Here is a 13,861-nt window from a genome sequence, read left to right as displayed (position 1 = left end):
CAAACAATTCGTTTATTTTCCTATCTTTAGGGCCCATCGTATGTTCACCGGAAAAAAAGGAATCATATTCATCACCCGCAGGATACTGTTGCTGGCAGGGTACCTTTTTCTTTTTTCCCTGCAATTCAATTCCCGCTATTTTGCGATTGCCAATAATTTCGTTTACGGGCAGTTAGACGGGCAACCAGCTGGCGTCGATTCGCAATTGAATAGATTGTGCAACATCAGCTCGACTGGCATTCATCAGGACATTGGGAACCCAAAACGACCAGGCCACGGGGTGCTCGTACACTTTAAGAGCCGAAACCCCTCGCATCTGGGTGTTGATAAGCGTTTTCACTTCAAGCAAGCTATTCTGGTGCCGGGGATTCGCGGGCCGGACCGGACCTTTTTTGCTCCCATAACGACCTTCATTTCCAACTATTTCCCGTATCACTCTTCTTCCGAGCTTCCGGTCAACGCCTTCCGGGGACCTCCCGGCGTTCATGACATGCTCCGATGCTGCTAAAAGAGTGTCTTCTCTGTCTTCAAAAGGTAAGCTGTGATCAGGTGCGATTAGACACAGGTTCGCTGCAGTGTCGTTGCCTCCCGCGACGGCTTTGATGCCGCCCTATGCCAGTTTCCCGGGTATACCATTTATTTCTTTTAAAAAAGCGAAAAAGTGAAGAATTTGCTTTTATATATCGTCGTGTTTTTTTTGACCAACGCTGCCAAAGGCCAACAACAAACGAGCAGCGATGTTCCTCAGCAGCTTTCCCAGGCTTATTCCAACCGCTTCCCATCCGCAAAGTTAATCAAGTGGGAGCGGGGTATTGACCAGTACGTTGCCTGTTTCAGTGAGAACGGATCGCCCACCCGCGCCTATTTTACGTCCGGAGGGGAATGGATCAGGACGGAAACTTATACTAGAAACAAGAAAAACCTGCCGGCTGGGATCAAGCAGGGATTAAGAAATAGCGCCTACAATGGTTGGTCCATAGACAGCGCTACGGAGATCCAGAGCAAAGATCAATCGATGGTAAGGCTGAAGGTAAGCGAATGGTACAACTACCCTGAAGGTCAACGTCAGGTCTGCCGGCTCTATTTTACTATGGACGGAAACCTGATAAACAAGGAAATCCTGCCTTTAACCCGATGAGCCTGCGAAAAGACTTTGTTTCACCTTCAATGTAGCCCTTAGTGAATGTTTTATTGATCAGGGCGGCAAAGCCGCTCGCGAATGTTTTGTTATTCCTGGCGCCGCTCTGCCCGCTATCGGCCCAACCCCAGCCCATTTATACACTGCCCGAGCTGATGGATTCGGCCATGCGCCATTTGCCGTTGCTGCTGGAAAAGGAAGCCCTTGTTCAGAGCGCGGAGGCGGGGATCGGCGAGGCGCGCGATGCTTTCCTTCCCCAGGTGAATGTGGCCGAAGGGGTGTCCCTTGGCTCGGCAAACGATCTGGCTGGTCCGTTCCTGCCTGTTCCGGGAGCAATCCATCCCATCTCCGGCAGTATCGCCGGGGCGAGCAATTACCAGGCGGTGACTGGCAATATGGCTTCCCTGTACGCCCAATACGATCTGGTCACCTTCGGGCTCAAGGATGCGAGGGTGGCCAGCGCACGCGCCTATGTAAGCCTTACCCGCGCCGAATTGGAAAAAGCCCGATACCTGATAAAATGGGAGATCGGAAAACTGTACTTCAATATCCTTAGCCGCGGTTATCAACTCGCGGTGGATGGAGAGGACGTCCGGCGCTACGAGCAGATGTATGCCATCAGCAAGGCCCTGACCGGTGCAGGAGTCAATCCGGGTGTCGATTCATCGCTGGCAAGAGCAGGTTTGTCTCGCACCCGCATCACCTACAATGAGCTGGCCGGCGAGCTCCGCCGGCTGCAACAGCAACTGGGTTATCTCACCGGTATTGCTTCCCCCGGGATCCGGATGGATACCAGCCGGGTGGGACTTACCAGTGCGGCCGGACTAACCGGACCATACCCTGCTGATACGCTTGCCGCGGGAAATCCGCTGGAGGATTATTTCGCCCGGCAGCAGCAGCAATACCGTGCGCAAGAGGCGCTGGCCCGCAAGAGTTACCTGCCGAAGCTGATTTTGGGTGCAGGCGGCTGGGCCCGTGGATCAGCCATACAATATAGTAATGTCTATTCATCTGCCGGTGAGGGGCTGGGCTATCAGCGGTTGAATTACGTCGCGGGAGTTGGCATTACATACGAACTGTTCAACGGGGTACACCGGCGAGACCGCCTCAACGTACTGGGCAAACAGGTTACAGCAGCGGGCTATGCTTTGCAGCAACAGCAGCTCTCGCTCCATAATCAGCAGATGCAGGCCGATGAATCCATGCGGACGGCCCGCGCTAACCTGGCGGAACTGCCCGCTCAGTTACAGGCTGCGAATGACGCTTACCGGCAAAAGTTGGCGCAGTACAGGGCGGGGATCATCAACCTGGTGGACCTCGTTACGGCCAGCTTCGAGTTGCTGCAGGCACAAACGGGCTATATCCAAACACTCAACCAGTGGTTCATCGCGAGCCTGGACAAGGCGGCCGCGACAGGAACCCTGGATCAATTCCTTCAAACGACAAAATAACCGCCATGGTACGAACAGCTTTAAAGAGACCGGTCACGATCATGGTACTTTTTGCGGGATTCCTGCTTTTTTCTGTAATGGCAGTCCGCACGATCCCGATCGATATCTTTCCCAACCTCAACCTCCCTGTCATTTATGTGATCCAACAATACGGGGGCATGACGGCTAAACAGATGGAGGGCTTCTTCTCGACAAAGATGCAGGACAATTTCCTGTACATCGATGGGGTGAGCAGCATCGAGAGCAAGAACATCCAGGGTCTTACCCTGATCAAGCTCAGTTTTTATGAAGGTACTGATATGGCGGAGGCTGCCGCCGAGGTCGCCATACAGGTGAACCGATGCCAGGCTTTCTTCCCACCCGGCTCGCTTCCGCCGGAGGTGGTGCGTTTCGACGCCTCTTCCCTTCCCGTCGGGGAATTGGTTTTCAGCAGCAAGAGCCGTTCCCTCAACGAGGTGTTTGACATGGCGGCGGTGCTGGTGCGCCCGCTTTTCGGCAAGGTGCCCGGGTTGTCGGCGCCACCGCCGTTCGGGTCCAATGCGCGGTCGGTGATCATTAAGGTCGACCCGCTGAAATTACGGGAATATAACCTCTCCCCCGAAGCCGTGGTGGCGGCTTTGGGGCGGAACAACAGCATGACGCCTTCGGGGAACGTGCGGATCGACAGCACGATGTACATCGCTTCGACGAATTCGCAGGAGGAGAAAATAAAAGATTTCGGCGACATTCCGATTTCCACCAATGGGATGAATGTCATCACGGCCAAAGACATCGCCAGGGTAGAGGACGCGGCGGATATCGTTGTCGATTATGCACTGGTGAATGGCAAGCGATCGGTTTATTTTCCGATCGTTAAAACAGCCAGCGCTTCTACCTGGGACGTAGTGCAGGGACTTCGTAAGGAGATCCCCGAAATGCAAAGCCTGCTTCCGGAAGACGTCCGGCTCAGTTATGAGTTCGACCAGAGCGTGTTCGTAATGAACGCCGCCAAAAGCCTGATGACGGAGGGCGTTCTTGGCGCCCTGCTTACCGGTCTGATGGTGCTTCTTTTCCTGCGCGATTGGCGCAGCAGCCTTGTAGTGATCATCACGATCCCGGTGGCCGTTTTGGGGACTGTGCTTTGCCTGAAACTGGCCGGGCAGACCATCAACATCATGACGCTTAGTGGTCTGGCATTGGCTATCGGCATCCTCGTGGACCAGGCAACGGTAACGATCGAAAATATTCATCAACACCTGGAGATGAACAAGCCTAAACGCCGGGCTATCCTGGAAGCCTGTGCGGAGATCGGTTTCCCGCTGCTGCTGATCCTATTTTGCATCCTGGCGGTATTTGCCCCGTCTTTCGTGATGAAGGGTGTGCCGAAAGCGATGTTCCTGCCCCTGGCCCTGGCGATCGCCTTTGCCATGATCATTAGCTTTATCGCCGCGCAGACGCTTGTGCCGATACTGGCCAATTACCTGCTTAAGGCGGAAATGTTTCAATACCGGCACACGGGCATTCATGCTCATGCGGGATTGGCGCTGGATCAAAAGGAAGTGCTGGAAGTGGTATCCCATACCCATCATGATCAGCAGCACGCCGAAGAAAACGGAGTTTTCCAGCGTATGAAGATGGGGCTGCTCCGGCGCCTGAACCGGTGGATGCCGCGGCGCAAGGGCATCGTCCTGGTTTATCTCATTGGCTCATTTGGTCTGGCCGCTCTTTGCCTGGGCTTGATTGGAAAGGATATGTTGCCCCATTCCAATTCCGGCCAACTACAACTACGGGTGCGTGAACCTGACGGCACCCGGCTGGAGGTAACCGAAAGGACCGTTAAAGGAATTCTCGCCATCATCGATTCGACGGTGAAGGGACAGGTAGCGATTACGTCCGCCTTTGTCGGCACGGTCTCGCCCAATTATGGGCATAGTAATCTATATGTTTTCAACAGTGGCTCCCATGAGGCGGTGTTGCAGGTGGAGTTGAGCGAAGGGTATAAGGTGGATATGGACGAACTGAAGGACAGGATCAGGAGCGCCGTCGGCGGAAGATACCCGGCGGTGCGGCTTTCTTTCGAACCTATTGAACTAACGGAGAAATTGATGGCTCAGGGGGCCGCCACGCCTGTGGAAGTCCGGGTCGCTTCGAAGAATATCAGCGATATCGAAGCCTATTCCGCCAGGCTCGTCGAAAGGCTGAAGGCCATTCCTTTCCTACGCGACGTGCAAATTGCCCAGCCGCTCAAATTTCCTACGTTGTCGATCCGGATGGACAGGCAAAGACTGGCGCAAATGGGTTTGGGCATCGAAGATGTTTCCCGGAGCATCAGCGACGCTACGGCTTCTTCCCGGTTTACGCTCAAGAATTTCTGGCTCGACGACGCCAAGCAGTACACTTATAACACGGAGGTGCAGATTCCCGAGTATCAGATGAATTCCCTTCAGCAGCTGCGAGAGATACCCGTGTTGCCAGGCCGGATGCGGCCTGTGTTGTCGGATGTCGCCGATATCAGGATTGATTCCCTTCCGGGGGAATACGATCGGTCGGGTCCTCGCCGATTTATCACGATCAACGCGAACATCTTCAAAAAGGACCTGGGTTCGGCTACGCTGGCAGTGCAAAACGCGATTGACGGAATGGGTGCGCCACCCCGCGGGCTGGTCGCGGAGATCAGGGGACTTTCGTCGCTGCTTACGGAGACGCTTAACTCCTTGCAAGGAGGACTATTGGCCGCGATCATTGTTATTCTGCTGCTCCTGGCCGCGAATTACCAGTCCTTTGGATTGTCCATTGCGGTGCTCGCTACCATTCCCGCCGTGCTGACGGGAGCCCTCCTGCTGTTGCTGGCTACGGGTGCGACGCTCAACCTGCAATCCTATATGGGCATCATCATGTCGGTGGGTGTGTCGGTGGCCAATGCCATTCTTATTGTCACCAATGCGGAAGCGCTGCGGCAGGAATACCGGGACCCGTTCAAAGCGGCTGCTACCGCGGCCAGCATCCGATTGCGGCCGATCCTGATGACATCGTTCGCAATGATCGCGGGCATGATGCCAATGGCGACGGGCCTTGGCGAAGCCGGGGACCAGAGCGCGCCGCTGGGAAGGGCGGTGATCGGCGGACTGGCGGCCTCCACACTGGCAGCGCTATACATCGTACCGCTGGTGTATGGCTGGATACAACAGAAACGATCTTACTCATCGGTGTCTCTCCTGCCGGAAGAACCATCAAACTCGACAATATGAAGAACAATCATTTTCATTTGCTGATCCTCGGGCTCTGTTCGGTCATAGCCGGTTGCAACGGAGGGGCAGGTGCAGCCGCTACCAGGGGAACCGGACTTTCCCCGCAGGCGGCTCCAATTGAAACCCTGGTACTCCAAAAAGGCGCCCTGCCGCAGCAGGTCAAGCTGCCCGCGCAGCTGGCCTCGTTCGAAGAGGTCTCTATCTTTCCTAAAGTCAACGGGTATGTAAAAGACGTATACGTCGATGTCGGCTCTGCCGTAAAAAAGGGCCAACTGCTGATGACGCTGGAGGCGCCCGAATTGCTGCAGGCGGCCACCCAGGCCAGGGAACGTTTTGCCCGCGCAAAACTGGACTATACCATCAGCGCGGAGAACTACCGGCGCATGGCGCTGGCGGCTGAAACCCCCGGGGCTGTGTCCCCCATGAACCTGGCCTCCCTGAAAGCCAAGGCCGATGCCGACAGCACCCTTTGCAACGCCGAGAAAGCCAACTGGCAAATGCAGGAGGCCATTTTAGGCTATTTACGGGTGACAGCGCCCTTCGATGGGGTCATCGCCGAACGCAACGTCCACCCGGGAGCGCTCGTCAGCGCGGAAACTCATACTGCCCGGCCTATGCTGGATTTGCGCCAGGTGGATCACCTCCGTCTGCAGGTAGACATCCCGGAGAGTATCGCGGCAGGGTTACAAAGCCGGGATACCATCGTCTTTTACCTGAGCGCCTATCCCGGACGGAAGTTTATCGGGCATATTAGCCGGAAATCGCAGCTGGTCAATGCGCAATTCCGGGCGGAAAGGATGGAACTCGATGTTTATAATACAGATGGCAAGCTGGCCCCGGGCATGTATGCCGACGTGCTTTTCGATTCTAAAGGCGACCCCGACGCGTACGCAGTACCTCGTACGGCTGTCGTCACCTCAACTGAAAGAAAGTACGTGATCGCGGTGCGCGGCGGCAGAAGCGAAAGAATCGACGTGGCGACGGGCAACGAATCGGCCGACAGGGTAGAGATCACCGGCAAGCTCCAGCCAGGTGAAAGGATCGTCTCCAAAGCCAGTGACGACCTGCAGGATGGAGTAACGATAAAATAATTACCACAAAAAACAGTAAATATGAAAAAGTCTATTCTTGGGTTCGTCTCCGTGTTTGTTGTTATGACTATGACGGCCGGGGCGCAGGGTGCCAATGAGACCCCACAGGCCGTTATCGCTGCTTTCAATACCCGCTTCCCCCATGCCACTGTAAGGAAATGGGAAGAGCGGAAAGAAGGGTTTATCGCCGACTTCCGGCTTGGCAGGAAAAAGCTGTTCGCTTATTTTGCATCGGACGGCACCTGGAAAGGCACGGAAACTCCGATCAGGTGGACGAAGGATCTCCCAGCCGCGGTGCGGGATGGCTGGAGGAACAGTGACTACAGTGCATGGCGTGTCCTGGACCTCAAGAAGATCGAGACACCCGAACAGCCATTGTATACTCTTCATGTTAATAACGGCGATCTCCTGGATGCCGACAGGCATGATGCTTTTCTGGAAGAGTACATGTTGTTCTTTTCCGAAAAAGGCGAGCTGGTGCGGAAAGACAAAATGTGAGAGGACGTTGGGATGCGACGTGGAGTCGAACGCATAAACAGCATTGGAGAATGAGAACGGAGTGCTATCTTCTTCCAGGCATACCTTCCTCGCTTCAGCAATGATATAATAGTCGAACTCCTGAAAAATGCGACAATCCCGATTTACGTTTGATTTTGCCAGGTTGGCTTTTGAAACACCCTTTCCGAAACCAAGATGATAAGCCTTCCCAGAGTGAGAATTGATAGTAAGAACCAGATCGCTCAAGCTATCCCTGTCGCTTAACTGACCGTACATAATACAGAGCAATTGATTCCAACAGGAAAAATGCCGAACACGATAATCTCCCTTATAACGGCTTACTATCGTGTCAAAGGCTCGCTGAGAGAGGAAGGTGCATACCTGCGAAAAGACATATTTCCCGCCATTCATATAAACTTGCTGATTTTTAGAACGGCGATACCATTCATGTAGCCCGGGGACCGGTAGCAGCCATGATCTCCATAAAGGAACTGGGTTCCAATGGCGGCGGATTCTTCGGGGCCAACGACGCGCATCCCTTTGAAAATTCCGATTTCTTCACCTTCGTGGTGCATACCCTTCTTGTACTGCTCTTGCCGATGGGCTTTGTTTTTTGCATCGGTTACTATCTGAACGCCCGTCGGTTTGCCAAAATGATCTTTGCCGTGATGACGGCGGGATTCCTGTTGGTTACTGTGCCCATGATCATACAGGAAACAAAGAGCAATGCGGCCCTTTCGTCCATGGGGATCGATAATGCATCGGGTAATATGGAAGGCAAAGAGGTGAGATTTGGCGCTTTTTATTCCGCATTTTATAGTGGCGTAAATATGGCAATTCCCGCTGGAACGACCACCGGGGTACACGATAGCTATATGCCATTGAGCGGCATTCCCATGCTCGTCGGGATGCAGGTGGATGCGTTTTTCGGCGGACTCGGTACGGGGTGGATAAATATGATGATCTACCTCATCGTGGCCGTTTTTATTGCTACCCTGATGATCGGCAGGACGCCGGAAATCTTTGGAAAAAAAATTGAGACAAGAGAAATGCAGCTGGCGGTTGGGATAAGTATTGCTCAGGTGATGGTTCCGGTAGCGCTGGCGGCCCTTGCTTCCTATGTTTACCTGCATTACCCGGGCGGTAACGCCCGTCTGAACTGGATTTCCAACAAAGGAGCCCATGGCTTTACAACAATTTTCTACGAATACGTTTCCTCCGCAGCCGGTAATGGGTCCAATTTTGCCGGCCTGGGGAATAACACGGTATTCTGGAATATGTCAACGGCGGTTGCCATGCTGTGCGGCCGGTTTGTACCGATAACGGGCGCCGTGGTGATCGCAGGTTTACTGCAGCAAAAACGGTTCGTCCCACCATCGTCCGGAAGCTTGTCGCTCACTTCCTCCACCTTTGGCGTGTTCTTGTTCTTTGTGATCATCGTGCTCAACGCCTTGTCATTCCTTCCTATATTTATGCTCGGTCCGCTTTCAGAACATTTTTGTAGGTGACCCATTACAAAAAATTGAACGAGTCAGTCAGTATTGGATCCTGAAGGCCTTTTCGACTTGTTGGCCTGCATGGCAGTCGGCTATTTTGACAAAACCCTTTCAAAAGGGGTATACTTCCAATCTTGATTTTACAGTCGAATTTGCTTACAACCAATATGTTATTGTCGAATGGAGGCAATGGTCCTTTCTTTGTTGATTGTTTTGCCAAAGGAGATGAGTATGAAAGAGTCTGGAAATAGTAGAGCACGCCTGTTTTCGAAAATTGGCCAATTGAATTCCTTTCAATGGCTGGCGGTTTTTTGCATTCTGTATGCGCTATTTTTCTACGGAGCGATCGTTCTAGCTATTTGCCGGTGGCTCCATAAGCATTAGAGTGGGGGATCAACTGGCAGGTTCTCTGCAAAGATAGCCGGAGTTTGGGTGGATTATATCGAGTCGGCAAAAAGCGAATGGATCATTGTCTATACGGATGGCTCTTTCGAGCGCTTTTTACTTGTGGATAAGTACACGTTGGAATCTTCCTTTAACGTCAATGCCTATATCGCGAATCTCAACAGGTATCAACTATATCAGGAGAATATCGAGCATGGTAATGGCGAGTGGAAGAGGGGCGATCGAGATTATTTCGAAGTAAAGAATGAATTGACGATCACTAAACTTCTTGATTTTAAGTTTACTTTCCACAGCCGGTTTATCATGGAGCAGAATGTAAAGAACAGGCGGATCGTTCCCAATGGCCGGTGTTATGGACAGGGAAAGGTGCAGGGTTTAACCCGCAAATTCATATTATAAATATGGAAAAGAAATTTACGTGGCTGGCGATCTCATTTTTTTATGAGAAAGAGGGGTGGCATTCGCTGGTTCAGGATGCCCTGAGGCCTTTTATGCGATCGGAGGAATATATCTCCCATGCTATCTTGTATACGCTGGCCTTCAATAGGGACAGAGGGGATAATATCCGGCTGAAGATCTGGGCCGAACTTTCGGGGGCTGATAAACTTCTTGTGAAATGTCAAGCGCATTTTGAGAAGTTCTTTCTTCTTCATCCGCTTGTGCGGCCGGAAGGAAACTGGCAGCCTGGCGATCACTTTTTTTTACCTTTTCCGGAAAATTCCATACAGTACGGCTTGTATAAAACTCCGAAGGTGTGGATGAATACCGTTGAAGAAAGTTGGAAACTCGATATGTGTTTGTCCGATTGTCTTTTGGAGGCCGTTGACGAGTCTGTGACGACAGAAAGTTTGTTGGCCGTTGCGGTTCTTTTGTTGTTTTCCGTGGTCTGTGGCATGACCTTGATATCCGGGTCTGAGAAACCTCTAGGCGAGCCAGAATATTTGCAGTATCTTAAGGTAAAAGGACGGCGGGTCTATTCCGAAGAGCCTGATTCTAAAGTTGTTTTCGGGCAGATGTATCATACAAATGAATCTTTTTTTGTTATGACGAGGAAGCAGATATTTAACGAGGTGGATGATCCCAGTGACCTTCCTGATTGGATCGGGCGCTGGAAGACAGAATGTATCGGGGAGATCCGTAAACGCCTGGATCGTGGAATTCCATTTTACCGAATCTATTTCGAGCTATCGAACCTGGTTTGCGAGCAATTGGGATATGATGAAAAATTTCAGGGACTTGTCGATTTTGTGGTCCATAAAACAATGAATTCCGTTCAATGAAACATGTGTTGATCTTTTTTGTTTTCTTTCTTCCTGTCATTTCGCATGGACAAAACCTTGTCGTGAACGGTTCTTTCGAGGATACGAGCAATTGCGGTACGAACAGGTGCGGCCCGGCTGGCTGGTTCTCTCTGAAGAGAACAATTGCCACAGGATATAACCATATGATAGACGCCATACCGGCGTACGGCGGCAGTCTGAAATTATGCTTTGTTCTTGGAAATCGTTATGATAAGAAGCGGAGCTATTGGGAGACCATTCTGCTACACGAGCTGCAGAAAGACGTGCGCTATAAATTGACCGTGTACCTCCACGGATGGGATGAATGGCCAAATCTGAACGACTTTGGTGTCTGGTTTACCGACAGCCTAATTTTTGTGGATGTAGATACCCTTTTGCAGCCAAAGCAATATATTGATATCTTAAAGGCCCGCGTAAAGCAGGTAAAAGGCGGTTGGTTCAGGGTTGAACAGGAGTTTGTCGCGGATCGGAATGTGCGATGTATGATCGTGGGTAATTTCTCACCAAAGGATTATCAAAAGTTCGCCTGGGAGCGACCTACGAACAGTTTCTATATTGCCGACTTTATTGACGATATCAGGGTCGAGCCGGTAGTGAAAGGTGCCTGTACGGATTGTGCGCGCATCAGGGATTCAATTTATTTGGTTGCAAAGCAGCCGCCAACGGAGCCAAAAAGTCTGGAAGCCGAGGGGAGGCCAGTGGTTTCGAGGCCCAAGACCGTGGATACTATCGAACTTCCGAGCTTTCTGTTTGCGTTTGATAGCTGGAAGATGAAAGACAGCGGTGAACTCAGTCGTTACAGAAATTTAATGTCGGATGCAACCATCCGGAAGGTAATCGTCGCCGGCTATACCGATAGTGTCGGCAGCAAGGAATACAATAACGATCTGGCGCAAAAAAGAGCGGCAGAAGTCGCCGACCAGCTTAGAAAACAATGTGCTATCGACCCTGGCATTATTGAGACAAAGAGCATGGGGGTATCCATTAAATACGCGGCGATGGAAAAGAATCGCCGGGTGGAAATATATATTTATCGGTGACCATCCGTGTTAGTTCCAATGTTAGGTCAAACAAAAAAAGCACCTCGAAGGTGCTTGATTTTGTGGGAGTTGACGGGTTCGAACCGCCGACCCTCTGCTTGTAAGGCAGATGCTCTGAACCAGCTGAGCTAAACTCCCTTTTTCCTTTAACCCCTTGGTTTTCTGCGGAAAGGAGTGCAAAGATAAGGTCAAAATTGGAATCCGGGAAATATTTTCCGGATTTTTTTATTGGGCATTCCAGCTGTTGTTGCTGCGGTTGGCGTCGGGCAGCACGTGATCGGGGTCGAGGGTGACGGTGGCGAGGGGTTGGGTGGCGGCGAAGCGTAAGGTGCGCGTGCCGGACTGCAGCCAGGTTTCGACGGGGAGGGCGATGCGTTGTTTGGCGCCGTCTTTCCAGGTCAGCTCGAGGGCGATGGGGAAGGCCATGCGGTCGAGGTTGGCGATGGTAATTTCGGCCTGGCTGTCGTTGACCTTGACGGACTGGACGGCGACGTCGAAGCTCCAGTTGTGGAGGAACCACCCTCGCCAGAACCAGCTGAGGTCTTCGCCGGCTTCGTTGTCCATCATCTTGAAGAAGTCATAGGGGCCGGGATGACGGAAGGCCCAGCTTTGGATATAACGGCGGAAGGCATAGTCGAAGCGGTCGCGCCCGAGGATCTGCTCGCGCAACAGGACGAGGCCCAGCGCGGGCTTGAAATAGACCATGGGATGGCGATATTTTTCGGGGATGCCGTCGGCGCGGGTCATCATCACGGGAGCCTGCGGGTCCTTGATCGTGGGCAGAATCTCATCGACGGGGTTGCCGCCGCCGGGCGCGTATTCGTCGTCGCGTTTTGGCGCGTATTCCCCTTTGTTGAACTCGTCGGAGGCGTAGATGTCGATGAAGGTGTTGAAGCCTTCGTCCATCCAGGCATAGGTGCGCTCGTCGGAGCCGACGATCATGGGGAACCAGTTGTGGCCGATCTCGTGGGCGGTGACCCAGAACAATTCCTTTCCTTTATCATTGATACCGTCGAAGACGATACCGGGATATTCCATGCCTCCGGCCATGCCCGCCTCGTTGATGGCTACCGGGTAAGGGTAAACGAACCATTGTTTCGAGAAATACTCCATCGACCCCTTGAGGTATTCGGTGGCGCGCCCCCAGGCGTCGGGACCGGCGCTCTCTACGGGGTACACCGACATGGCCAGGGATTTCTTTCCGCCGGGGAGATTGACACGGGCGGCGTCCCAGATGTAGGCGCGGGAGGCGCCGAAGGCCACGTCGCGGGTGTTGTTCATCCTGAAATGCCAGGTGAGGGTACCGTTGCGGCTCGCTCGGGCGGTAGGGCCGCCGATCTCTGCAGCATCGCGGATGATCACAGTCTGGTCGCTGGTACGGGCCTTCGCCAGGCGCGCCTGCTGGGCGGCGGTCAGCACTTCCTGCGGGTTGAGGAGCTCGCCCGAACCGGCGACGATCATATCCGCCGGAACAGTGACGCGATAATCGAAGTCCCCATATTCATCGTAGAACTCGCCGCTGCCGAGGAAGGGCAGGGTGTTCCAGCCACCGCGATCATCATAGACGCACATCCGCGGATACCATTGGGCCACTTCAAAGATCTTCCCATTGCGGGTGGGGAAACAGTCGGTGCGGTTGCCGAACTCGCCGGGGACCGTGTATTTATACCGGATGAGGATGCTGATGCGGCCGCCCTTCGCCGGCAGGGCCTGTTTCAGCCGGATCTGGAGCCGCGTATCGTTGACCGTATAGTCGGCGTCGATGGTGGTTGCGCCCTGTTGGACCTTGACGGACTGGAGCTGGTAGCCCTCGGTATGGCCGCCGGCAGTACCCGTCGTATAGTAATTGGAGCGGGCGTCGCCGCGGTAGGTCTGTTGATCGAGATAGAGCCAGAGGGTGTGGAGGGTGTCGGGGCTGTTGTTGGTATAGTGGATGGCGGCGCCGCCTTCGAGCTGGTTCTTTGCGGTGTCCAACGTGGCCGACAGGGTGTAGTCGGCGCGGTTCTGCCAGTACGTGGGTGAGGGAGCCCCGTTGGCGCTTCGCGTGGCCAGGTGGAGATCGCCATAGAAGCCGGGTGCGAAGAGGGCTTGCGGATCATAGGCGCCGGAATTGATCTGTTCGGGAAGGCCGGCGGTGGTCTGAGCGGATGCGGCCATGGTTATCGGCAGGATCAGCGTGAGAAGGGACAGTTTGCGCATGAAATCGATTTTCGA

At 53.3% G+C, this 13,861-nt stretch carries 11 protein-coding genes, 1 tRNA gene and 1 pseudogene; 10 read left to right on the top strand and 3 right to left on the bottom strand.

Features of this window, described 5'->3' with window-relative positions; genetic code table 11:
- Nucleotides 1-40: 40 nt before the first annotated feature.
- The 6 genes from VHE34_RS00490 (at nucleotide 41) to VHE34_RS00465 (ending at nucleotide 7,405) form a co-directional block, all read left to right on the top strand.
- Nucleotides 41-508 carry a hypothetical protein gene (locus VHE34_RS00490; protein WP_325583438.1) on the top strand — a complete coding sequence of 156 codons (468 nt, stop codon included), beginning with the start codon at nucleotides 41-43 and terminating at the stop codon, nucleotides 506-508.
- 153 nt (nucleotides 509-661) lie between these two features.
- Nucleotides 662-1,138, top strand: a complete 477-nt coding sequence (locus VHE34_RS00485; protein ID WP_325583436.1) for a PepSY-like domain-containing protein — start codon at nucleotides 662-664, stop codon at nucleotides 1,136-1,138.
- A 41-nt stretch (nucleotides 1,139-1,179) separates the two neighbouring features.
- The gene (locus VHE34_RS00480; RefSeq protein WP_325583434.1) at nucleotides 1,180-2,589 is read left to right on the top strand and encodes a TolC family protein; all 1,410 of its coding nucleotides are present in this window, start codon (nucleotides 1,180-1,182) and stop codon (nucleotides 2,587-2,589) included.
- A 5-nt stretch (nucleotides 2,590-2,594) separates the two neighbouring features.
- The gene (locus VHE34_RS00475) at nucleotides 2,595-5,816 is read left to right on the top strand and encodes an efflux RND transporter permease subunit (RefSeq protein ID WP_325583432.1); all 3,222 of its coding nucleotides are present in this window, start codon (nucleotides 2,595-2,597) and stop codon (nucleotides 5,814-5,816) included.
- Nucleotides 5,813-6,907, top strand: coding sequence for an efflux RND transporter periplasmic adaptor subunit (locus VHE34_RS00470; protein WP_325583430.1), 1,095 nt, complete (start codon nucleotides 5,813-5,815; stop codon nucleotides 6,905-6,907). Before VHE34_RS00475 ends, VHE34_RS00470 begins: the two co-directional genes overlap by 4 nt.
- A gap of 21 nt (nucleotides 6,908-6,928) precedes the next feature.
- On the top strand, nucleotides 6,929-7,405 hold the full coding sequence (locus tag VHE34_RS00465; protein ID WP_325583428.1) for a PepSY-like domain-containing protein: 477 nt from the start codon (nucleotides 6,929-6,931) through the stop codon (nucleotides 7,403-7,405).
- A gap of 198 nt (nucleotides 7,406-7,603) precedes the next feature.
- On the opposite strand, the pseudogene VHE34_RS31075 reads toward VHE34_RS00465, so the two are convergent.
- Nucleotides 7,604-7,816 (bottom strand): annotated as a pseudogene (locus VHE34_RS31075) (DUF4372 domain-containing protein); the annotation flags it as partial.
- A gap of 32 nt (nucleotides 7,817-7,848) precedes the next feature.
- Here VHE34_RS31075 and VHE34_RS00460 point away from each other — a divergent pair.
- From VHE34_RS00460 to VHE34_RS00445, 4 genes are all read left to right on the top strand, one after another.
- On the top strand, nucleotides 7,849-8,913 hold the full coding sequence (locus VHE34_RS00460) for a potassium-transporting ATPase subunit KdpA (RefSeq protein WP_325583640.1): 1,065 nt from the start codon (nucleotides 7,849-7,851) through the stop codon (nucleotides 8,911-8,913).
- Between the two features lie 420 nt (nucleotides 8,914-9,333).
- A complete protein-coding gene (locus VHE34_RS00455) occupies nucleotides 9,334-9,705 on the top strand; it encodes a hypothetical protein (RefSeq protein ID WP_325583426.1) in 372 nt (123 codons plus the stop codon).
- A gap of 2 nt (nucleotides 9,706-9,707) precedes the next feature.
- A complete protein-coding gene (locus VHE34_RS00450; protein WP_325583424.1) occupies nucleotides 9,708-10,586 on the top strand; it encodes a hypothetical protein in 879 nt (292 codons plus the stop codon).
- Nucleotides 10,583-11,647, top strand: a complete 1,065-nt coding sequence (locus VHE34_RS00445) for an OmpA family protein (RefSeq protein WP_325583422.1) — start codon at nucleotides 10,583-10,585, stop codon at nucleotides 11,645-11,647. The genes VHE34_RS00450 and VHE34_RS00445 overlap by 4 nt, the downstream gene beginning before the upstream one ends.
- A gap of 63 nt (nucleotides 11,648-11,710) precedes the next feature.
- Here the strand turns inward: VHE34_RS00445 and VHE34_RS00440 are convergent.
- Nucleotides 11,711-11,785 (bottom strand) — tRNA-Val (locus tag VHE34_RS00440).
- 87 nt (nucleotides 11,786-11,872) lie between these two features.
- Nucleotides 11,873-13,846 carry a M1 family metallopeptidase gene (locus tag VHE34_RS00435; RefSeq protein WP_325583419.1) on the bottom strand — a complete coding sequence of 658 codons (1,974 nt, stop codon included), beginning with the start codon at nucleotides 13,844-13,846 and terminating at the stop codon, nucleotides 11,873-11,875.
- Between the last annotated feature and the right edge of the window lie 15 nt (nucleotides 13,847-13,861).

Origin of the sequence: Puia sp. (assembly GCF_035546395.1) — a bacterium.
Classification (GTDB): domain Bacteria; phylum Bacteroidota; class Bacteroidia; order Chitinophagales; family Chitinophagaceae; genus Puia.
Note: the sequence above shows the minus strand (reverse complement) of the source record. Positions and strands in the feature narration are given on the sequence as shown.